The 15,608-nt window shown below is 62.9% G+C and carries 13 protein-coding genes; 8 read left to right on the top strand and 5 right to left on the bottom strand.

Translation table 11 applies throughout. The features are described 5' to 3' along the window. Window positions 1-21: 21 nt before the first annotated feature. Complete coding sequence (locus ACE3PR_RS21315; RefSeq protein WP_374376335.1) at window positions 22-1,911, bottom strand: peptidyl-prolyl cis-trans isomerase; 1,890 nt, start codon at window positions 1,909-1,911, stop codon at window positions 22-24. Between the two features lie 190 nt (window positions 1,912-2,101). Here ACE3PR_RS21315 and tpiA point away from each other — a divergent pair, with 190 nt between their 5' ends. The 4 genes from tpiA to kdsA all read left to right on the top strand — a co-directional run bounded on the left by tpiA (window position 2,102) and on the right by kdsA (window position 5,961). Continuing rightward, on the top strand, window positions 2,102-2,860 hold the full coding sequence (gene tpiA, locus ACE3PR_RS21310) for a triose-phosphate isomerase (protein WP_374376333.1): 759 nt from the start codon (window positions 2,102-2,104) through the stop codon (window positions 2,858-2,860). 118 nt (window positions 2,861-2,978) lie between these two features. After that, window positions 2,979-3,392: a preprotein translocase subunit SecG gene (gene secG, locus ACE3PR_RS21305; protein ID WP_374376330.1), complete on the top strand. Its 414-nt coding sequence runs from the start codon at window positions 2,979-2,981 to the stop codon at window positions 3,390-3,392. Between the two features lie 81 nt (window positions 3,393-3,473). Further along, a complete protein-coding gene (locus tag ACE3PR_RS21300; RefSeq protein ID WP_374376328.1) occupies window positions 3,474-5,102 on the top strand; it encodes a CTP synthase in 1,629 nt (542 codons plus the stop codon). A 13-nt stretch (window positions 5,103-5,115) separates the two neighbouring features. Further along, on the top strand, window positions 5,116-5,961 hold the full coding sequence (kdsA, locus tag ACE3PR_RS21295) for a 3-deoxy-8-phosphooctulonate synthase (protein ID WP_374376326.1): 846 nt from the start codon (window positions 5,116-5,118) through the stop codon (window positions 5,959-5,961). Window positions 5,962-6,118: 157 nt separating this feature from the next. On the opposite strand, the gene ACE3PR_RS21290 is transcribed toward kdsA, so the two are convergent. The 3 genes from ACE3PR_RS21290 to ACE3PR_RS21280 all read right to left on the bottom strand — a co-directional run bounded on the left by ACE3PR_RS21290 (window position 6,119) and on the right by ACE3PR_RS21280 (window position 9,910). Further along, window positions 6,119-8,443, bottom strand: a complete 2,325-nt coding sequence (locus ACE3PR_RS21290) for an aminotransferase class III-fold pyridoxal phosphate-dependent enzyme (protein ID WP_374376324.1) — start codon at window positions 8,441-8,443, stop codon at window positions 6,119-6,121. Window positions 8,444-8,547: 104 nt separating this feature from the next. Then, window positions 8,548-9,030 (bottom strand): hypothetical protein, encoded by a 483-nt coding sequence (locus ACE3PR_RS21285; RefSeq protein ID WP_374376322.1) that lies wholly within the window; start codon window positions 9,028-9,030, stop codon window positions 8,548-8,550. Continuing rightward, window positions 9,017-9,910 carry a LysR substrate-binding domain-containing protein gene (locus tag ACE3PR_RS21280; protein WP_374376320.1) on the bottom strand — a complete coding sequence of 298 codons (894 nt, stop codon included), beginning with the start codon at window positions 9,908-9,910 and terminating at the stop codon, window positions 9,017-9,019. Before ACE3PR_RS21280 ends, ACE3PR_RS21285 begins: the two co-directional genes overlap by 14 nt. A gap of 127 nt (window positions 9,911-10,037) precedes the next feature. Here ACE3PR_RS21280 and ACE3PR_RS21275 point away from each other — a divergent pair, with 127 nt between their 5' ends. Genes ACE3PR_RS21275 through phnY form a run of 3 tightly spaced genes read left to right on the top strand, consistent with a single transcriptional unit; the run spans window position 10,038 to window position 13,922 of the window. Next, on the top strand, window positions 10,038-11,183 hold the full coding sequence (locus ACE3PR_RS21275; RefSeq protein WP_374376318.1) for a 2-aminoethylphosphonate--pyruvate transaminase: 1,146 nt from the start codon (window positions 10,038-10,040) through the stop codon (window positions 11,181-11,183). Between the two features lie 36 nt (window positions 11,184-11,219). Further along, the gene (gene phnA / locus ACE3PR_RS21270; RefSeq protein ID WP_374376316.1) at window positions 11,220-12,470 is read left to right on the top strand and encodes a phosphonoacetate hydrolase; all 1,251 of its coding nucleotides are present in this window, start codon (window positions 11,220-11,222) and stop codon (window positions 12,468-12,470) included. Between the two features lie 24 nt (window positions 12,471-12,494). After that, on the top strand, window positions 12,495-13,922 hold the full coding sequence (gene phnY, locus ACE3PR_RS21265; RefSeq protein ID WP_374376314.1) for a phosphonoacetaldehyde dehydrogenase: 1,428 nt from the start codon (window positions 12,495-12,497) through the stop codon (window positions 13,920-13,922). On the opposite strand, the gene ACE3PR_RS21260 is transcribed toward phnY, so the two are convergent. Continuing rightward, window positions 13,888-14,817 (bottom strand): LysR substrate-binding domain-containing protein, encoded by a 930-nt coding sequence (locus ACE3PR_RS21260; RefSeq protein WP_374376312.1) that lies wholly within the window; start codon window positions 14,815-14,817, stop codon window positions 13,888-13,890. The genes phnY and ACE3PR_RS21260 overlap by 35 nt on opposite strands. A gap of 121 nt (window positions 14,818-14,938) precedes the next feature. On the opposite strand from ACE3PR_RS21260, the gene ACE3PR_RS21255 reads away from it, so the two are divergent. Continuing rightward, a partial coding sequence (locus ACE3PR_RS21255) for a gamma-butyrobetaine hydroxylase-like domain-containing protein (RefSeq protein WP_374376310.1) occupies window positions 14,939-15,608 on the top strand: 670 nt, incomplete at its 3' end.

Raw genomic sequence — 15,608 nt, 5'->3', positions numbered from 1 at the left:
TCCTGTTCCTGATGACCCGATCTATTGCTGGATGGACGTTTCGATGGCGCGTTGCCAGATCGTGTCATCGCGTTTCAGCGGCAGTTCGGATTTCAGGGCGGTGTTGAAGGTCTGGCGCAAATCATTGGCCAGGGTCTGGGTGACCTTTTCGGAAAGCTGCTTCACGGCATCGGCCGCGGCGGCGGGGTCGGCGGCGTTGACCACGGTGAGGCGAGCGACCGCGCTGCCGTCGCTTTCTTCGCCCACCGTCATCTCGCCGATTTTCAGGCCGAAGAGCGCATTGGCGATCGATGGCGTGACGCCGTTTTCGGCATCACCTTCGCCGCGATGGAATGGCTTCGAGGTCTTCATCGTCAGATTGCGCGAAGCGGCCTCGGCGGCAAGATCCGCGCCGGCCTTGACCTTGTCGGCGATCTCCTGCGCCACGGCCTTGGCACGCTGGCTCTGCTGATCGGCGGTCCAATCGGCAATCGCCTGGTCGCGCACTTCTTCCAGCGGTTTCAACGCCGGGGCGATTACTTCGTCCACCTGTGCCACTGCGTAGGAACCGTCGTTGAGTGCGGTGACATAGCCGGGCTCGCCGGTCTGGGTCTGGAAGATAAGGCCGACCGCATCCTGCGAGATGCCGAGATTGGTCCCCGAACGGTCCTGGCCGGCGGAATCGATGGCGGCGAACTTTTCCTGTTTGAGGCCCAGCTTCTCTGCGGCCTCGGCCAGCGATACGCCGCCAGCGAGTTCGTCTTCCAACTGCACGCGCACGGATTCCATGGCATCGGCCGCACGGCCCAGCGCAAGACCGTTCCTGAGTTCGCCCTTAACTTCCTCAAGGCTCTTGGTGGTGGCTGGCGTCACTGCCGAGACATAGACCACGTGAAGGCCAAACGGGCTCTTCAGGGGATCGGAGACGGTGCCGGCGGGCAGGGCGAAGACCGCATCGGCGATATCAGTCGGCAGCTTTTCCTTGGTGATGGTGCCGAGCGAAACCGGCTCGCCTTGCGTAGCGTCCCGCACGGCCTGCGCAAAGGCCGTCCCGGCCTTGACCGCGGCCACAATCTTGTCGGCAATGGCTGGGTCCTGCACCACGACCTGCTCGACGGCGCGGGTCTCCGGAGTCGAGAATTCCGCCATCCGGGCCTGATATTCGTTGGCGATCTCTTCATCCGAGACGGCGACATCCTGAATGAAATCGGACGGCATCATCTGAACCAGAAGCCCGGCGCGGAATTCCGGTGCTTGATAGCGGGCGGCCTGCGCTTCGTGCCAGGCCTTGAGGGTGGCGTCGTCCGGAGCTGCCACATCGGTGATTGACGCTGTGGGGACCAGCACGGTTTCGGCGACGCGCTGTTCTTCGCTATAGGCATAGACATTGCGCGACAGTGCGTCGGGCGCCGTCACCGCGCCGGTCAGGGCCGACAGCAGATAACTGGCACGCATCTGCGCGCGGATGGTGGCCACGTATTGCTCTTCGCTCTGGCCCAGTTGCCGCAGCATGTATTCGAAACGCGGCCGGTCGAACTGGCCGGTCGCCCCGGCGAATTCCGGATCGGTCTCGATATATTGCAGCGCCGTCGCCATCGGAATTTCGAAGCCGATCTCGTTGCTATAGACCTGTAGCAATCCCTTGCTTTCGGCCTGGTCGACCAGGCGCTGGGCGCCGCCGAACTGGGCGAAGAGGGCGGGGGTCACCTGCATGCCCTGGATCTGCGACAGGCGTTGCAGCGACAGGCGCAGCTCGCGATCGAAATCCGCCTGCGAATAGGCATAGCTGTCACCGATCTCGATGATCGGCGCGGCAACCTGCTGGCTGCGGAAGACGTCGCCGATACCCCACACGGCGAAGGCGGCGATCAGGACGACAAACAGGACTTTGACCACCCAGGAGCGGGCCTGTTTGCGAATGGAGCTGAGCATACTTTTCTATCCAACCCGTTGCGGCGGAAAAGGACTTCCGCCTCGGCAAATTTAAGCGGCGCATCATAGGGATGGCCCCTATCCGGAGCAAGGGCGGCAGAACGGGCCGGGCAGGGGGCCGGAATCCCTTGCTGCCCTGGGCCCCGCTATGGTCTCTTCCGGGCGAGAATCCAGGTTAAGGAGCGACATCTTGAGCACCCCCGGCATCCGGCCCCTGGTGGCCGGCAATTGGAAGATGAATGGCAGCCTGACGATGGCATCCGCTTTGGCGGGCGATGTGAAGGCCCTTGCCGCCGGTGTTTCGGCGCCGGTCGATCTGCTGCTTTGTCCACCCTTTCCCTATCTGGGGGCGGTCGCCGTGGCGCTTTCCGGCACCGGCATCGCCTTGGGCGGCCAGGATTGCCATATGGCCGTATCCGGCGCCCATACCGGCGATGTGGCCGCCGCCATGCTGGTGGATCTGGGCTGCGGTTACGTGATTCTCGGCCATTCCGAGCGCCGCGCCGATCATGCTGAAACCAGTGCTCTGGTAGCGGCGAAAACCCGGGCCGCCATTGCGGCGGGGCTTACCGCGATCGTCTGCGTGGGCGAAACCGAGGCGCAGCGCGATGCGGGTGAGGCGGAAAAGATTGTGGAAAATCAAATCGTTGAATCGATCCCTGTTGAAGCCGATGCCACCAATCTGGTGGTCGCCTACGAGCCGGTCTGGGCGATCGGGACCGGCCGCACGCCGACCACCGCCGATGTGGCGGCCATGCATCGCCATATCCGCAAGCTGGTGGCAAAGCGCGGACCGGTCCGGATTCTCTATGGCGGCTCGGTGAAGCCGTCGAACGCCGCCGAACTGATGGCGGTGCCGGAGGTCAATGGCGCCCTCGTGGGTGGAGCCAGCCTGAAGGCCGCCGATTTCTGGGCCATTGCCGAAGGGGCGGCGAAATCAGCTACTTAACCGGGGGTCTGGCTTGAATAGCCGGTGCCCCGTGCCAATTTGGTGCTGGTAATGCCGGGTGAAAAAAGCTAGAACCCGCGCCGAATTACGACATTTCAAGAACTTGCGAGCGCCCCCAATGTTGGAAAACCTGGCCACGGTCGTCCTGTCGATCCATGTCATTGTGGCAATTTTCCTGGTCGGTCTCATCCTCACCCAGAAGAGCGAGGGTGGTATGGGCGGTCTTGGTGGCGGTGGCGCCTCCGGTGGCATGGCAGGGTTCCTGTCCGGCCGCGCCCAGGCCAATCTGCTGACCAAGGTCACCAAATGGCTGGCAATCGGCTTCTTCTGTACCAGCCTGTTCCTGGCCTATGCCGACAGCCATGGCGGCGCGCGCCAGCCTCTGGTCGGTAGCGGCGGTGCAGCGACGACCACGGCCCCGGCGGCCCCGGTCGCCGATCCGGCGGCTCCCGCCGGCGACTCGGGTACGGTCGCGCCGGTTGCTCCTGCCCCGGTTGCGCCGACCGAACCCGTCGCTCCCTCCGGCCAATAAAATCTTGTCCTTCCAGTTCCTTGCACCGGCAGCCAGACAGCGCTTGCCGGACTACCCCGACTCGTTCCATAAGGACCACCCATGACGCGATTTATCTTCATCACCGGCGGCGTGGTCTCCTCTCTCGGCAAGGGTCTTTCGTCAGCAGCGCTCGGCGCATTGCTGCAGGCGCGCGGATTCAAGGTCCGCCTCCGGAAGCTCGACCCCTATATCAATGTCGATCCGGGCACGATGAGCCCCTATCAGCATGGTGAGGTCTACGTCACCGATGACGGGGCCGAGACCGATCTCGATCTTGGCCATTACGAGCGCTTCACCGGCATCTCCAGCCGCCGCTCGGACAGCGTCACCACGGGCCGCATCTATTCCGAGGTGATCGCCAAGGAACGCCGCGGCGATTATCTCGGCGCCACCATCCAGGTCATCCCGCACATCACCGACGCCATCAAGGAATGGATCAAGGCCGACATCCAGGACGAGGATTTCGTGCTGTGCGAGATCGGCGGCACGGTGGGTGACATCGAAAGCCTGCCTTTCCTCGAAGCCATCCGCCAGTTCGCCAACGAAGTCGGCCGCGAGCGCGCGATGTTCGTGCACCTCACCTTGGTGCCCTGGATTCCGGCGGCGGGCGAATTGAAGACCAAGCCCACCCAGCATTCGGTCAAGGAATTGCAATCGGTCGGTATTCAGCCCGACATCCTGCTCTGCCGCTGCGACCGCGAAGTGCCGGCGGATAGCCGCCGCAAGATCGCGCAATTCTGCAACGTGGCGCCCTCGGCCGTGATCCAGGCCCTCGACGTCGACACGATCTATGCCGTGCCTGGTGCCTATCACGCCGAAGGCTATGACGACGAAGTCCTGCGCCATTTCGGTCTCACCGCACCCGCGCCGGATCTGCGGAAGTGGGACGAGGTGGTGAGCCGCATCCGCCAGCCGGAAGGCGAGGTCACCATCGCCATCGTCGGCAAATACACCTCCTTGCTCGACGCCTACAAATCCCTGGCCGAGGCCTTGCGCCATGGCGGTATCGCCAACCACGCCAAGGTCAATCTCGACTGGATCGACAGCGAAGTGTTTGAGCGCGAAGACGCGGTCCAGCATCTCGAGGGCGTCCACGGCATCCTGGTCCCCGGCGGCTTCGGCGAGCGCGGCTCGGAAGGCAAGATTCAGGCGGCGCGTTTTGCCCGCGAGCGCAAGATTCCCTATTTCGGCATCTGCTTCGGCATGCAGATGGCGGTGATCGAAGCGGCGCGGCATCTGGCCGGCGTCACCAAGGCCAGCTCCACCGAATTTGGCCCCTCGGAAGAACCCGTCGTGGGCCTGATGACCGAATGGGTCCGCGGCAATGTGCTGGAAAAGCGCGCCAAGGACAGCGATCTCGGCGGCACCATGCGATTGGGCGCCTATGAATGCCAGCTGACGCCCGGCTCGCTCGTCTCCCACATTTACGGGGACAAGGCGGTGATCCATGAACGGCACCGCCACCGCTACGAAGTGAATCACAATTACAAGGACCGGCTGGAGAAGGTCGGCCTCAAATTCTCCGGCATGTCGCCGGATGGTGTGCTGCCGGAGATCGTCGAGATCCCCGATCATCCTTGGTTCGTCGGCGTGCAGTTCCACCCGGAGCTGAAATCGCGTCTCTTTGAGCCGCATCCCTTGTTCACCTCGTTCATCGAGGCCGCGGTCCATCAATCGCGCCTCGTCTAACGGAGCGCTCCTTATGACCACGATCCGAATCGGCAAGATCGACATCGCCAACGACAAGCCGATGGTGATGATCGGCGGCATGAACGTGCTCGAGGATCGCGACACGGCTTTCCGCGTCGCCGAGGCCTTCACCGAGGCCACCGCCAAGCTCGGCATCCCCTATATCTTCAAGGCCTCCTACGACAAGGCCAACCGCTCCTCGATCCATTCCTTCCGCGGACCTGGCATGGAGGAGGGGCTGAGGCTTCTCTCCGACATCAAAGCGAAATTCGGCGTGCCGGTGCTGACCGACGTGCATGAGATCGCGCAGGCGGCACCCGTCGCCGCCGTTGCCGACATCATCCAGATCCCGGCCTTCCTTGCCCGCCAGACCGATCTCGTCGAGGCGATGGCAAAGACCGGCGCTGTCATCAACATCAAGAAGCCGCAATTCCTCTCGCCGCCGCAGATGAAGAACATCGTCGAGAAGATCCGCGAATGCGGCAACGAGCAGATCCTGCTCTGCGAGCGCGGCTCCTGCTTCGGCTACGACAACCTCGTCGTCGACATGCTCGGCTTCCGCACCATGAAGTCGGTCTCCGGCAATCTCCCAGTCATCTTCGATGCGACCCACGCTTTGCAGATGCGCGATCCCCTGGGTGCCGCCTCCGGCGGCCGCCGCGCCCAAGTCGCCGAACTCGCCCGCGCCGGCCTTGCCGTGGGCATCGCCGGCCTCTTCATCGAAGCCCACCCCGACCCCGACAACGCCAAATGCGACGGCCCCTGCGCCCTGCCGCTCGACAAGCTGCCGGGATTCCTTGCGCAGATGAAGGCATTGGACGACCTCATCAAAGGTCTCCCGCCGCTCGATATTCGGTGAACTCGCGGTCTTGAGCGGGTGCCCACGCGGACCACTCCCGTCGTCATCCCCCGCGAAGGCGGGGGATCCACGAGTTGCTTTCATCAGTTGCCGACAAACTCGTGGATGGCCCGCCTTCGCGGGCCATGACAATCAAGGGAAAACAGTCCCGGCGACCTTAGATCTTCCCCAACGCCCGATCCAACGCCGCCACCGCGAAATCGACGTTCTCCTTCGAGAACACGATCGGCGGGCGGATTTTCAGCACGTTACCGAGGATGCCTTCGCTGCCGATGAGGACACCTTCGTCGCGCATGAGGTTGGTGAGGCGCTTGGTCTGCGTCGCTGCGGGCGCCAGGGTCTTGCGGTCGGTGACCAGCTCGACGCCCAGTGCGAGACCGGTGCCGCGCACGTCGCCGATGAGGTCGTGCTTCGCCATCAGTCCCTTCAAGGCGGCCTTGAAGTAATCGCCGACCACGCGCGAATTCTCGATGAGGCCTTCGCGCTCGATCACGTCGAGGACCGCCAGCCCGGCAGCACAGGAGACGTTGTTGCCACCGAAGGTCGAGAAGAAGGAATATTCCTTCAAGAAAGCTTCCATGATCTCGGGCGTCGTGATGACGACACCCAGAGGATGGCCATTCCCGGCGGGCTTGCCGATGGTGACGATGTCCGGCACCACCTCATGATGCTGGTGGCCCCACATATGGGTGCCCATGCGGCCGAAGCCTGATTGCACCTCGTCGCCGATGCACAAGCCCCCCGCCGCGCGCACTTTCCTGAAGACCTCGGCGACATAGCCCGGCACCGGTTCCAGCACGCCATTGGTCATCAGGGCGGAATCGATCATGAAGGCCGCCGGCTTCATGCCCGCTTCCGCCAGCGAGGCGATGGCCTTGTCGGCATCGGCCGCATAGAGCCGCCCCATATCGTTGGTGCCGTGACGATATTGCCCGCGATAGCCGTCGGGCGGCGTCAGGGTGCGCATATGCGGCGGCACCTTGTTGGCGTGATTGCCGCTGGGCGAGAAGGCATCGATCGCCTCGGTGATGCCGTGATAGGCGAAATCCATGGTGATCCCACCGGCTGCGCGCGTATAGGTCGTCGCCATGCGCCAGGCGATGTCATTGGCCTCCGAGCCGGAATTGACGAAGGCGCAGACGCTGAGCTTGCCGGGCAGGGTGGCCGTCAGCCGCTCGCTGTATTCCAGCACCTGTTCGCCGAGATAGCGGGTATTGGTGTTGAGCGTCTTGATCTGCCGGGTGAGGGCCGCCACCACATGCGGATGGCAATGCCCCACATGCGGCACGTTGTTGTAGCAATCGAGGTAGCGTTTCCCATCGGCGGCGGTCAGCCACACACCTTCGCCCTTCACCATATGCAAAGGCGGATCGTAGAAGACATAGAGCCTCGAGCCCATCAGCTTTTTCCGGCGCGCGATGAGGTTCTCGATAGAGGGCAGGGAGGTGGCTCGGCGCGGCAGGCCGCAGGTCTCGCGCACGAGATTCGTGACCTTGTCGCGGCCGATCTTCTGCAGGGCTTCCAGCACGCGCAGGGGTGCGTCGCCATATTGCGCCATGTAATTGGGCTCGTCCGGCGTCTGCGCGGCGCGGAAGGCATTGATGAGCGGGGTGAGGATCATGCGCGCCGACGTGAGATCGAAGATCAGATCGGCTTCGTCTTCCTCCAGCGGCGTCACCTTGTTATAGGCCCCGACCATGGCGCGGATCGTGCCCTCGATGGTCTTGGCATCGGTCAGGAAATCGCCCAGGGCGTCGGCGATGTCGATCACCAGCGGTCCGTGGAACATGTCGCCAAAATCGATGATCCCGGCGATCCCGCCATCGGGCGACAGGATCAGATTGTGCTCATGCACGTCGCCATGGATGAGCTGTGCGCGTAAGGGCGCCAGTTTCGGCCTGACCTCGTTGACGAAATGTGTGCCGATGCCGATGACCAGGTCGCGCTGCCAGCCGGCGCCGAACAATTCGGCATGGGGCAGCAGCCGGTCCAGCATGCGCACATCCCACAGCAAGTCGCGCTGGCCCGCCGCCGGATGGAACAGCCCGCGCATGGCACGCCCCAGCCGCGCCAGCATCTCGCCGATCCTGGCATGGAGCTTGTGGTCGATGGCGGAGCGTTCGGCGATCTCGCCGTCGAGATAGGAAAGCACATAGAAAACATGCTGCGTGCCGTCTGGTGCCGTGATGTGCCTGGTCGCCGTGCCGTCCTTGGCAAGGCGCACGCGCGGCACGGGGAGGCCGGGATCGACCCTGGCGATATGCTGCATGGTCTCGATCTGGCAGGCGATGATGCCGGGATCTTCCTCGGCGCTCGCCACCTTCAGCACCCAGGCCGCGCCGCTCTTCTCCCGTAAACGGACATTCTGGTCGCGCTCGCTATAGAGGGCGGTAACCTCGCCGACGAGGCCGTATTGCTCGGCGGCGAAAGCGGCGATCTGGTCGATGGGCAGGCGCGGCGCATTGGCGCGCAGGAATTTCATGATGTGTTTACTCCCGATGAGGCGCCGCAGCCTATGGGGCGCACCCCTCGGGCGTCAATCTATGGCGATGTGGGAGGGGGTGGGATCGGCGCGCATGGCTGCGGCTACAGGCACTTGTCCATGAGGCCGGCGAGTTCCGCGCTGTTCTCGATCCTGCGGCTGTCGCGCCAACCCAGCGTCGAGATGGCCAGATCGATCCGTTGCGCGTTGACGAGGCCGTCGAACAGGCGCCGGAGCTGGTTCTGCTGGTTGAGATCCTTCGCCTCGAACCACAATTCGATGTCGCGCGCCACCATATGCACGCTGTCGCGGGCACCGTCGATCACCAAGGTCAGGCTATAGCCCTCCTCGTTGATGACCTGGGTCTGGAAATAGGGTGAGGTCAAAGCCAGGCCGGCGACGGAACCGGTCGCTGTCACGCGGCAGAAGATTGTGAAGCGGCTGTAACGTTCGATGGCGAGGTCGGCAAAGGTTACGGCGCCTTCCTCGCCGCGCTCCCAGCGCGCGGATTCCTGGGCAAGGGCAGGGCCGGCGCCGGCCAGTATCACCGCCGCGAGCAGCGCGCGGCCGAGCCTAGCTGACCACATTGCGCTCTCCCGGTGTTTCCTTGGCGATGTCGAGGAAAGCCTTCACCAGCGGATTGGCGCGCCGGTCCATCAGGCAGGCGACGAATTCGGTCGATTTGATGCGCGGCCCTTCGAATTCCAGGCCCTTCAGCCGGAGGTCGTCGCCGAATTCCGATCGGGCGACGATGCCGATGCCGAGCCCCGCCGCGACCGCCTCGCGGATCGCCTCGCGGCTGCCGATCTCCAGGATTTCGCCCACCTTGATGCCTTCCTTGGTGGTGGCGTTGTCAAAGGCGCGCCGCGTGGTCGAGGCCGGTTCGCGCAGCACGAGGCGGTGTCCCGCCAGATCCTCCAGCTTGATCTTCCTTTTCCTGGCCCAGGGATGCGCCCGGTCGACGAAGGCAATGAGGTGGTCTTCCTGGAACGGAAAGGCATAGAGCCTGGGATCGCCGCCGATATCCGCGGCGATCACCACGTCGAAGCGCTGGTCCATGAGATCGGCCTTGAGGCCCATGGAATTGCCGATCGACATCGAAAGGCGGACATTGGGATAGCGACGGTTGAAGACCGCCAGGAACGGGATCGAATGGTAGGGCGCGTCGGCCCCGATCCGCAGATGTCCGCGCTTCAATCCCTTGGCGGCGGTCAGTACCTGTTCCGCCTCCGCCTCCAGGCCGAACATGCGCCAAGTGATGTCGAGGAGATTGCGGCCGATATCGGTGAGCTCGATCTTGCGCTTCCGCCGGTCGAACAGGCGCACGCCGAATTGCTCCTCCAACGCCTTCACCTGGCCCGAAAGGGTGGGCTGGGTGACGTTGAGGGCGCGGGCAGCCTTGGTAAAGCTGCCTTCCGTGGCGACCGCGTGAAAGGCCCGGAGGGAGGAGTGACTTATCGAGGTCATCTATATTTCGCATCGTATATAGCGATTGGACTTATGCTACGCGGTGCTGGCATCATCCTGCAATCAAAATCGGGTTAGGCTCACGCTTGGCCAACCCTAAGACTTTCTGCCGCAAAGGATTTTCGTCATGGCTGACATTCGAGGGACTCAGGATCCCTGGCTGCTCACCCCCGGCCCGCTCACCACCTCCATGACGGTGAAGCAGGCGATGCTCCATGATTGGGGTTCGCGCGATGCCGGCTTCATCGCCATCAACGATCGCATGCGCCAGCGTCTGGTCGGCCTGATCGGCGGCGAGGGCGTCTTCACCACGGTTCCCATGCAGGGCAGCGGCACCTTCGCGGTTGAGGCCATGATCGGCACCTTCATCGGACCGAAGGACAAGCTTCTCATCCTCATCAACGGCGCCTACGGCAAGCGGATGGAAAAGATCTGCGGCGTCGCCAAGCGCGCCTGTGCGACGTTGGAATGGGCCGAGGACATGCCGGTCGATCCGGCCCTGGTCAAGATCGCGCTCGCCCGCGATCCGGCCATCACCCATGTCGCCGTGGTCCATTGCGAGACGACCTCCGGCGTCCTCAACCCGATCGCCGAGGTGGCCGAGGTCGTGGCCGCCGCCGGCAAGCGCCTGTTGATCGATGCCATGTCGGCCTTCGGCGCCATTGAACTCGACAGCCGCAAGATTCCCTGCGATGCAATCGCCGCCTCCTCGAACAAATGCATCGAAGGCGTCCCCGGTCTCGGCTTCGTGCTGTGCCGCATCGACGCCCTGCAAAAGACCCAGGGCAATGCCCATGCTTTGGTGCTCGACCTCCACGACCAGTGGCAGGTGATCGAGAAGACAAAGCAATACCGTTTCACCCCGCCGATCCATTGCATCGTCGCCTTCGACCAGGCCCTGAACGAGCATGAGGCCGAGGGTGGCGTTGCCGGCCGCGGTGGGCGCTATCGCAGCAATTGCAAGATCCTGGTCGACGGCATGCGCGGCTTCGGCTTCCAGACCCTGCTGCCGGATCATCTCCAGGCGCCGATTATCGTCACTTTCCACATGCCGGTGGACCCCAATTTCCAGTTCCAGGTCTTCTACGACAAGCTGCGCGAGCGGAATTTCGTGATCTATCCCGGCAAGCTCACGGTGGCGGATTCCTTCCGCATCGGCTGCATCGGCCGTCTCGGCGAAACCGAAATGAAGGCCTTCCTCGCGGCGGTCGCCGCGGTGATGAAGGAAATGAATGTGGCAAGCGGTGCGCCAGCGCGCAAAGCCGCGGAATAATAACTGGGCGCAAAGCTGCCGAATAAGGAGAGCAAGATGAAATCGGTTTCCGTCAACGGCAAAACCTATGCCGCCCCGCAGGAGCCCATCGTCGTCGTCTGCGTCGATGGCTGCGAACCGGATTACCTCAAGCAGGCGGTGCAGGCCGGGGTGATGCCCTGGCTGAAGAGCGCCATCGCCCAGGGTGCCAATCTCATCGGCGATTGCGTGGTGCCGAGCTTCACCAACCCGAACAACCTTTCCATCGTCACCGGCGCGCCGCCCTCGGTGCACGGCATCTGCGGCAATTACCTCTATGACCGCGAAAGCGGGCAGGAGGTGATGATGAACGATCCAAAATTCCTGCGCGCCGAAACCATTCTCGCCGCCTTCGCCAAGGAAGGCGCCAAGGTCGCCGTGGTGACCGCCAAGGACAAGCTCCGGAAACTGCTCGGCAAGGGGATGACCGGCATCTGCTTTTCCGCCGAGAAAGCCAACGAGACCACCAGGGCCGAACATGGCATCGACAACGCGCTTGCCTTTGTCGGCCTGCCACTGCCCTCGGTCTACAGCGCCGATCTCTCGGAATTCGTCTTCGCCGCCGGCGTGAAGCTCATGCAGGCCGAACGCCCGGACATCATGTATCTCTCGACCACCGATTACATCCAGCACAAGCATGCGCCGGGCACCCCGGTCGCCAATGATTTCTACCGGATGATGGATGGTTATCTCGGCGAGCTTGAAGCCATGGGCTGCACCATCGTCTTCACCGCCGATCACGGCATGAACGACAAACACGGCGCCGACGGCAAGCCGCAGGTGCTCTATCTCCAGGATCTGCTCGACCAGTGGATCGGCGTGGGCAAGGCCCGCGTCATCCTCCCCATCACCGACCCCTATGTCGTGCATCACGGTGCGCTCGGTTCCTTCGCCACCATTTATCTGCCCGATGACGTGAACCATGCCGAGCTGATCGCGCGCATGGCCAAGCTCCCGGGCATGGAATTGGTGGTCGACCGCCAGGAAGGCTGCCGCCGCTTCGAATTGCCGGAAGATCGCCTTGGCGACGTCATCGCCGTCTCGGCGAAAAACTTCGCCATCGGCACCTCGGAATCGAAGCACGATCTCTCGGGCCTCACCGTGCCGCTGCGTTCCCATGGTGGCCTCACCGAGCAGCAGGTGCCGGTGATCGTGAACCGGCAATTGAAGGCACTGCCGGCGGGCTATCGCCTGCGCAATTTCAGCGCCTTCGATCTTGCCTGCAATTACGCCATCCCCGCGGCGCAGCCGCAAAAGAAAGCCATTTAAGAAAATCAATCGAGGAAACGCGCCATGGGTATTTCGCGCAAAGAGAAGATGCGGATTGTGAACAGCTCGACTGCCGGCGACCGGCATTTCGAGGTTTTCAATCCCTATACCAACGAAGTGATCGGCACCTGTCCGAAAGCGAGCCTGGACGATATCGCCAGCGCCTTCAAGACAGCCAAGAACTACAAGGCCAGTCTGAGCCGTGCCGAGCGCAGCCAGATCTTGCGCAAGACGGCGGACATTCTGGTCAGCCGCCGCCAGGAAATCGCGGAACTCATCACCGCGGAATCCGGCCTGTGCTTGAAGGATTCGACCTACGAAGTGGGCCGCGCCTATGACGTGTTCCATCTCGCCTCCAGCATCGTCCTCAAGGATGATGGCGAGATCTTCTCCTGCGATATCACGCCCCATGGCAAGAAGCGCCGCATCTACACCCAGCGCGATCCGCTCTTGAATGCCATCTCGGCGATCACCCCGTTCAACCATCCGCTCAATCAGGTGGCGCACAAGGTGGCGCCCTCGATTGCCACCAATAACCGCATGGTGTTGAAGCCTTCGGAAAAGACGCCGCTCACGGCTCTCATCCTCGCCGACGTGCTCTATGAAGCCGGTTTGCCGAAGGAAATGTTCCAGGTTGTGACGGGCGACCCGCGCGAGATCGCGGATGCGCTCCTGACTGACCCCAATATCGATCTCATCACCTTCACCGGCGGCGTCTCGGTCGGCAAGTATATCTCGGCCCATATGGGCTATCGTCGCGCCGTGCTCGAACTCGGCGGCAACGACCCGCTGATCGTCATGGAAGATGCCGATCTTGAAGAGGCGGCGACTCTCGCGGTCGCCGGTTCCTACAAGAATTCCGGTCAGCGCTGCACGGCAGTGAAGCGCATGATCGTGGTCGAGAAGGTGGCCGACCGCTTCGTCGAATTGCTCCTCGAAAAGACGAAGAAGATCAAATACGGCGACCCGATGGATCCCGAAACCGATATGGGAACGGTCATCGACGAAGCCTCGGCCAAGTATTGCGAGGACAAGGTCAATGATGCGGTGGCACATGGCGCCAAACTGCTCTACGGCAATATCCGGAAAGGCGCGCTCTACTCGCCGACCGTGGTCGATCACGTTCCCTTCGATTGCGATCTCGTTCGTATCGAGACCTTCGGCCCGGTTTCGCCGGTCATCCGCGTCAAGGATATCGACGAGGCGATCCGCGTTTCGAATTCGACCGCCTATGGTCTCTCTTCCGGGGTGTGCACCAACCGCCTCGACTATGTCACGCGCTTCGTGAAGGAGCTTGAGGTCGGCACGGTCAATATCCGCGAAGTGCCGGGCTACCGCATCGAGATGTCCCCCTTTGGCGGTATCAAGGATTCCGGTCTCGGCTACAAGGAAGGTGTGATCGAGGCGATGAAGTGCTTCACGAACGTGAAGACTTATTCTTTGCCTTGGTAAGCGATTTGGCTGCCGGCGCGGCCTCGGCCTGTGCCAGCAGCCATTCCTTGAAGGCCATGATCTTCCGTCCTTCGCTGGGGCGCTTTCTGTGAACGATCCAATAACCACCGCCGGTCTCGATCCTCAAGGGGAAGGGTGCCACCAGGCGCCCGTCCTGGAGCTCGCGCTGAATGAGCGGCGAGCGGCCCAGGGCAACGCCCTTGCCGTCGAGGGCCAACTGGATCGCCATCACCGATTGATCGACGGCGAGGCGCCGTTTCATCCAGTCGAATTCGACGCCCGCCGCATCCAGCCAATCCGACCAGCCGACTTCATACCCAGGCACATCGATGAGGTCGTGACGTATCAGATCCTTCGGCCGTTTGAGCCGTGCCGTCAGGGCCGGGCTGCAAACGGGGAAGATCTCTTCGTCGACCAGCCGCGCTGCCACCAGATTGGGCCACGCGCCCTTGCCATAGCGGATCTCGATCTCGGCGCCGGATTTCTCGCTCTCGATCGGTTCGGTAGTCGCTGTCACCTGCACGGCAATGGCCGGGTGCTGCCGGCGGAAGGAATCCAGCCGGTGCATCAGCCATTGGCTGCCGAACGAGGTGGTGACGCGCACCAGCAATCCCTGCCGGCGTTTGGCGGGAAGGGCGTCGTCGATCGCCTCGTGAATGAGGGTGAGGCCGGCGCTGAGCTTCGGCGCAATGAGCGTGCCGCTCGCGGTCAAGGTCAGGCGGCGGTTGGCGCGGCGGAACAGGGGACGGCCGAAATAGGCCTCGAGGGCCGCGATCTGCTGGCTGATGGCCGAGGCGCTGATGCGCAATTCCTCCGCCGCCCGGGTCATGGACAAATGTCGCGCCGTCGCCTCGAAGGCGCGCAGCCAGGCAAAAGGGGGCGGGTTCGGGCGCATCGGCGGGGCGGATCTATCTTTAAGTCGGACTTAACGATAAGCCAAGTTAGGCTCATTTGTCGCAGGCGGCAATGATGATCAAGATCAAGTCATCGCAACCCAGCCCAAACGCGAGGCCCTCATGATCCGCAGCCTGTCATCCACCGGCGCAATCCTCGCCGTCACCTGGGAAAAGGGCGGCGAATCCGCCTTTCCGGCGATCTGGCTGCGCGACAATTGCCGCTGCGCCGAATGCCGCCATCCCGGCAACGGCCAGCGCCTCTACGAGATCACAGACCTTCCGGCGGAGATTGCGATCGCCGATGCGCATCTTCAGGACGATAAAAGTGTCCACATCACCTGGATGCCCGGCGGCCATGTCTCGATCTTCGCCGGCCATTGGCTCTCCGATCACGACCTCTCGCCCGCGGCGCGGCGCGCGCGCAAGCGCCCGATCAAGCTCTGGAACAATTCCTTGGGCAATTCCAAGCCAGTTGGCGATTGGCGCCGGATGCTGGACGACCCGCAGGCCGAGCTTGCCTTCCTCGAGGCTTATCACGCTCATGGTTTCGGCCTCATCCGCAACAGCCCGACGGCACCCGGCACGGTGCTGGAGATCGGCAATCATTTGGGCTTCGTCCGCGTCACCAATTACGGCGCGCTCTTCGACGTGAAATCGGTCGCCAATCCGACCAATCTCGCCTATACGCCGATCGGTCTCGGCGTTCATTCCGACAATCCCTATCGCGATCCCACCCCCGGCGTGCAATTGCTGCATTGCCTGGAATCGGATGCGCCTGGCGGCGACACCT

The sequence above is a fragment of the Dongia sp. genome (genome assembly GCF_041909655.1).
In the GTDB taxonomy this organism is placed as follows: Bacteria; Pseudomonadota; Alphaproteobacteria; order Dongiales; family Dongiaceae; genus Dongia.
Note: the sequence above shows the minus strand (reverse complement) of the source record. Positions and strands in the feature narration are given on the sequence as shown.